The following is a 4,056-nucleotide window of genomic DNA, read 5'->3' as shown; positions in this document are numbered from 1 at the left end:
CGCCGGCATCGCACGCGTCACCCGATCGAGCTCGGCCTCGGCCAGCGTCTTCACGATCCGTCCGGGTGTTGCCAGGTAACGCTCGTTGGTCTGCAGGATCACATGGTCCGCGGCTTCGCGATCGACGATCTCATGTACGTAGCTGCCGGGTAGATTGACCACGACGACCCGCCGGAAGACGTTGGCAAACAGCGTCGCGAACCCGCCCGCGCCCGCCGACGATCCTCCGAAGACGACCAGGGTTCGAGCGTAAAGCGGCCGGGGGTTCTCGAAAATCGTGATATTGCCGGTTCCCGGCAGACAATTGGAAAAACGGCAGAATACGCCGCTCTTTCCCCGGAAGACGGCAACGGTGGACGGGGATTTGGCCGGGGGCTCCCGCTTCGACCCCAGGTCGCCCACCACCTCCCGCTGCTCGAAGGCATATTGCGACTCGAAGTCATCGTCGAACCCGAAGTGGCGCATGCAGGCGGCAAAGGCGAGATAGGCACCGCGACCGCTCCAGTGGGTGTCCGTGGGATAGTAGCTATCCGGTATCGCCCGCATCGCGGCAATGGGGTTGCAGTAATCCACCCCGCCCTGCTCCAGCAGCGTCGACACCTGTTCGGTGATGGTGAGTTCGGCTCCTTCGTAGGGATAATGTTCCGGCCTGACCTTCTCCTTGGAGTTGGCGATCAGGAACAGCAGGGAGCGCTGCCGCTGGAGCGGCCCGAGTTCGGCAGCGAAGCGCTGCCACTGTGACATCTCCTCATCGCTCAGGCGCTTCTTGCCCGTGAACTGGTCGATACTCGCGTTGGCGTCGTTGGCGAGGAACAGCCACCCCTCCCGTCCCTCGACGACCTCCATCACCGGTGCGATCGACAAGCTCACGCACTGCTGCAACTCGCCATTCTCGCGACGAACGCCCAGGGTCACTCCCGCGGAGATATCCAGTGAGTGCTCGAATTCCCAGGCGCCGGCACTCCTCCCCTCATGCGGCTCCCGCAAGACCAGGGACGAAACGCCATCGGGGTAGGTGGCGACCAGTCCGGGCTGCCGGTCGGGTTGCCCATCGACCCGCCCCCGGATCCGATAGCCGGAAGGCTTCGAGTGTCGCAATCTGGCGTTGGCCGTCGATGGCCTCCCAATGCAGCGCGTGCGCTGCCGGCAGTGGCTGGACCATCACCTGGTACTTTCTTGCCTTCTGACTGGCGATGACGCTCTTGAGATCCATCAACACGGGGTCGTTGGGGCGTTCTTCCAGCGCCAGGTCCACCGTGCGAAGCGCCGCCGCGAACTGCTTCGCCGCGAGCATGGCCCGCGCCTGACGCAGATAGACCTGCGGAGGAAAGGCCGCCTGGTGATCGAGTATCGATTGCCACCTCTCGGCCGCGGCGGACCAGTCACCACGGGTCATCGCCGCCTCGGCATAAGCGATACTCAGCTTGAGTGGCGGCTGGGGGGATTTCTGCAGCACGACAGCCATCAAGGCTTCCTGCTTGGCGGTTTCACCCGCGCCCTCGTAGGCCTGCATCAACGCCCGAGCAAGTTCCAGGCTATCGATTCCGGCTCGAAACGCGGGCTCCAGCAACGAGATGGCGCCGTCAAAATCCTGGCGATCCAGCCGCGTCGTCGCTTCGGCCACCAGCTCGGGAGTGCGCTCGAGACGTTCGGCAAAAGAGAATGAATGCATGACAGCTCCATAGTGGCGTGCAACGGGGAGTTCCGGAAACGACGCTGCCGGCGAATCGCGAAATCACGCTGCCCGGGCCCGCTGGTTCATCCCGACTATATCGCAGCCTCCAACTGGCCCGACATCGCCCGCCGAGCATGAACTTTGTCATGGATCCTCAGGAATGACGCCCTCACCGCCGGCCCTCCTCCAGCATCCACCAGGCAGGCGTTCGCCGGCAGAGACAACGGGATCCGGGTCGAACCTCACTGCCGAAGCCCTGGAAAGCTCGATCAGATCGGCTAGCCTCATAGGATCGCCGTGGTCCCGATGGACGCGTCAGTTTGTACCAAACGATAAAGTGTTACCCTACCGACGGTCGGGTGGGTGCAACACTGCCCGATCGATCCATCCATAAGACAAGGAGGTTGGAGCTTGACAGTCCTTCGCCCCGATCGCTGGCTCAGTCGCTGGCTATTGCTACTACTTTTGATATTCGCCGCGCCGGCACTGGCTCAGGAAAGTGGCTCCGAAGGGCAGAATGCTCAGGGTGGTCCGGCTTATTCCACCATGGCGGACTTGCTCGAAGACTCGCAGTCGCGTCAGGCGCTGATCGACCAGTTGCGGGAGTTGGCCGCGCAGCAGGAATCCGGCGATACCCAGCAGAGCGGCGCCCAGGAATCCGGCGATGGCGCCAGCGAGACCTCCCAGAGCGGCCAGGGATCGACGGCGGCGAGCGACAGTGGCGAGAGCTCCCCCGCCACGGCCTCCTTCCCCCGCAGAATGGCGCAGATGACCAGCGATATCGCGGGTGACATCGGCGGGCAGTTCACCAGCCTGGCCACCATGATCGGTGGCTTCTTCACCAGCGGAGACGCCGCGGCAAGCAGCGGTCCCTCATTCAGCATGAGCGATTTCCTCAGTGCGGCGATCGATCTCGCGCTGGTCATCGTCGCGACCGTCGCCGCCTTCCTGATTCTGCGCCGGATCGCGAGCCCGCTGTTTTCGAAGTTCAGTCAATGGGCCTTGCATGGCGGCGGACGCAGCCATCTGCTGCGGGTCATCGTCGCCGTGGTACTGGCAGCCGTCGTCGACGTCATCGTCGTCGTGCTCGCCTACGTGGCCGGCAATCTGGTCGCGACCTTCCTTGTCGGGGAGAGCGGCAACCTCAATACCCGATTCTCGCTGTTCCTCAACGCCTTCCTGATGATCGAGCTGTTCAAGTGCGCGCTGCGCATTCTCTTCTCGTCGCACCACGAAGGGTTGCGCCTGGTATCGATCGAGGCCGCTCAGGCAAGACGCTGCAACCGCTTCCTGGCAATGCTGGCCGGTTTCGTCGGCTACGGCATGCTGGTCGCGGTACCGATTCTCAATACCAATCTCTCACTCGCGTTCGGCAAGGCCGTGAGCGTATTGATCATGCTCATCGCGCTGATCTGGGCAATAGGCGTGATCCTCAAGAACCGTAACGGCGTCCGCGACATGATCATCGCCAAGGCCGACGCGGCCCAGATGTCCGCCTCACGCGTGGCACTTCGGCTGTTCGCACGGACCTGGCACATCGTCGCCCTGCTCTACGCCATCATGGTGTTCGCCGTCACCCTGCTGCATCCCGAGACGGCGCTGCCATTCGTGTTGATCGCAACGCTCAAGACGATCATCTACGTCGGCGTCGGCATGCTGGTTTCCAGCATTCTGACCCAGCTCATCGGGCGACGCATCGACCTCGGCGACAACATGCGCACCCGCCTGCCGCTGCTCGAGGCCCGGCTGAACTCCTACATCCCGACGCTGCTGAAGATCATCCGCGCCATCATCCTGATCGCCGTGGTGATGTACACGCTCGACGCCTGGAAAGCCTTCAATCTCGCCGCCTGGTACGCCAGTGATGCGGGATCGCACACCGTCGCGACGGTGATCCAGGTCATCCTGATCCTGATCATTGCCGCGATGGTCTGGATTGGCCTGGCCAGCCTGATCGAGAACTATCTCAATCCGGACACGGGTGGCGGCGCTCCCACCGCGCGAGCCAAGACCCTGATGAGCCTGTTCCGCAACGCCCTGGCCATCACGCTGGTGATCATGACGCTGATGATCGTGCTGTCGCAGATCGGGATCAATATCGGGCCGCTCATCGCCGGCGCCGGGGTACTGGGCCTGGCCATCGGTTTCGGCGCCCAGAAGCTGGTGCAGGACGTCATCACCGGTGTCTTCATCCAGCTCGAGAACGCCATGAACACTGGCGACGTGGTCACCGTGGGCGGCATCACCGGTACCGCCGAGCGCGTCAGCATCCGCTCGGTGGCGATCCGCGACCTGTCGGGTACCTACCATATCGTGCCGTTCTCGTCGGTCGACACGGTGTCCAACTACATGCGCGAATTTGGCAATCACGTCGGCGAGTA

3 protein-coding genes are annotated in these 4,056 nt (G+C 63.2%); 1 reads left to right on the top strand and 2 read right to left on the bottom strand.

Features of this window, described 5'->3' with window-relative positions:
* Positions 1–987: alginate O-acetyltransferase AlgX-related protein (locus tag AC3AYF_RS18830; protein WP_487780182.1), on the bottom strand; the 987-nt coding region annotated here is incomplete at its 3' end.
* Entirely contained in the window at positions 971–1,672 is a 702-nt protein-coding gene (locus AC3AYF_RS18825) for a tetratricopeptide repeat protein (RefSeq protein WP_295039344.1), read from the bottom strand. The genes AC3AYF_RS18825 and AC3AYF_RS18830, both read right to left, overlap by 17 nt.
* 414 nt (positions 1,673–2,086) lie before the next feature.
* On the opposite strand from AC3AYF_RS18825, the gene AC3AYF_RS18820 reads away from it, so the two are divergent.
* Positions 2,087–4,056: mechanosensitive ion channel domain-containing protein (locus tag AC3AYF_RS18820; RefSeq protein ID WP_487780181.1), on the top strand; the 1,970-nt coding region annotated here is incomplete at its 3' end.

Source organism: Salinicola sp., from assembly GCF_982684285.1.
This window is presented reverse-complemented; position numbering and strand designations above follow the sequence as displayed.

What these genes read in the sequence shown, in the direction of transcription:
- AC3AYF_RS18825 (WP_295039344.1), bottom strand. Translation starts at nt 1,672, where the DNA reads ATGCATTCATTCTCTTTTGCCGAACGTCTCGAGCGCACTCCCGAGCTG.